We start from the raw sequence: 1,665 nt of genomic DNA, 5'->3' as shown, positions 1-1,665 counted from the left end.
CTGGGAGCTGGAGGTCGACCCTGTCGCCAGAGAGGTCTGCTACCAGGTGCGGGATATCCGCTATGCGCCGGGGCACGGCGACGACAGCCGTGACGAGCGCAACGAAGCAGTGGCGGAGGTGAGCGATGCGTGAGCCTACCGAGCTGTCGCCCAACCACAAGCCGACGGAGCCGCAGCGTCGCCGCAAGTTCGGGGCAGGGAAGGGCAGCAGGAAGACCCTCTACGGCCTGCTGACGGTCAGCCTGGCCGGTGCTGTGGTGTCGGGGGCTCTGCTGTTGAGGCCGGCGCCTGAGGAGGTGCCGGTGGAATCTCTGGTGCAGTCCCAGGTGCAGCAGGCGGTGGTGCCCCTGGAGGAGGCGCTCGCCCGAGTGGAATCGCAGCAGACGGTGCTGGAGCAGCACCTGGCGGAGCTGGACCAGCGTCTCGAGCGAGCCGAGCAGCGCGGGCTGGAGAATGCCGCCGATATCACCGCCGCACAGGCGCAGCTGGAACAGCGGGATCCGCTTGAGTCCCGCCTGGCCGAGCTATCCGAGACGCTGAGCCACCTGGATAGCGAGCTCAACCTGCGCGTCACCGCCCAGAACGAGCAGATCCAGACGCTGGAGAAGCGCCTCGAGCAGAGCCGGCAGGCGGCACCACGCCCGGCACCTGCCCGCCAGGCGCCGCGGCCAGCGGCCCCGCCGTCGCCCCCGTTCCAGGTCACCGGCGTCGAGTCCCGGGGCGGGCGCCCCTACGTTGGCGTTTCGCCCAACGGCCTGTCGAGCCTGCGGGATATCCGGCTGCTGGGCGTCGGGGATCGCCAGGATGGCTGGGAGCTGACCAGTATCCGCGGCACCCGCGCCGTCTTCAGCCGCAACGGCCGCTCCGTCGACGTCCAGATTCCCTGAGCCCACCTGAGATCCTGCGATGACAAACCCGAAACCTGCTGTGCTTGCCGCGATGACCGTTGCCGTGGCGCTGCTGGCCAGCCAGGCCGCTGCCCAGTCCACTACCCAGTCCACCCCGGAGCATCGCCCCGATGCCTCCGCCGTGATTCAGGAGGCGCAGCGGATGCTCGAGAGCGAGCGTACTCGCACGCGCACGGAGCAGGCCGAAGCCTGGAGGCTGACCGAGCGCGATTGGGAGCGCTACGAGGCGCTGATGGAGGGGCCACGGGGCGTCTGGTCACCCAACCTGGATCCCATCACCGCACTCGGCGTCGAGGCGCGCAGCGCCGAGGAGCGCCGCCGCTATGCGGAGCTGCTGGTGGCCGTGGAGCGCGAGCGCACCGAGCGGGAGCTGGCGTTCCAGCGGGCCTACGACGAGGCTTGGCAGCGCCTCTATCCCGACGAGATGCCGGTGGATGAGTTCACCTTGCGGCCGCGCAACGCCTTTCACTTCACCGATGAGGGTGCACTTCAGGCGCGCCTGACGGTGTATGTGGCAGTAGAGGCGTGCGAGCGCTGCGACAGCACCGTCAGCGAGCTGCTGGCCCAGGGCGCCCAGATGGACATCTTCGTGCTCGACAGCGACGGCGACGACGCCGTGATACGCGACTGGGCCCGCCGCGCGGGCGTGCCGGCGGATCGCGTGCGGGCGCGGGACATCACCCTCAACCACGGCCAGCCGGACCCCGAGCACGGCATCACCATGGGGTCGCTGCCGCAGGTCTACCCGAGGTGAGGA

General features: G+C 70.0%; 2 protein-coding genes. Both read left to right on the top strand.

Annotated features, from left to right (window positions below):
- The first annotated feature begins 125 nt into the window (after positions 1-125).
- A complete protein-coding gene (locus Q673_RS35500; RefSeq protein WP_023005036.1) occupies positions 126-887 on the top strand; it encodes a hypothetical protein in 762 nt (253 codons plus the stop codon).
- 19 nt (positions 888-906) lie between these two features.
- Positions 907-1,662, top strand: coding sequence for a TIGR03759 family integrating conjugative element protein (locus Q673_RS0118080; protein WP_081711974.1), 756 nt, complete (start codon positions 907-909; stop codon positions 1,660-1,662).
- Positions 1,663-1,665 lie beyond the last annotated feature (3 nt).

The organism is Halomonas sp. PBN3, from assembly GCF_000475415.1.
Classification (GTDB): domain Bacteria; phylum Pseudomonadota; class Gammaproteobacteria; order Pseudomonadales; family Halomonadaceae; genus Halomonas; species Halomonas shengliensis.
The sequence above is the reverse complement of the archived record's forward strand: the minus strand, read 5'-3'. Positions and strand labels throughout refer to the sequence as shown.

Bases quoted from the DNA above. Each gene is read 5' to 3' on its own strand.
- Q673_RS35500 (WP_023005036.1), top strand. From the start codon at position 126: ATGCGTGAGCCTACCGAGCTGTCGCCCAACCACAAGCCGACGGAGCCG.
- Q673_RS0118080 (WP_081711974.1), top strand. From the start codon at position 907: ATGACAAACCCGAAACCTGCTGTGCTTGCCGCGATGACCGTTGCCGTG.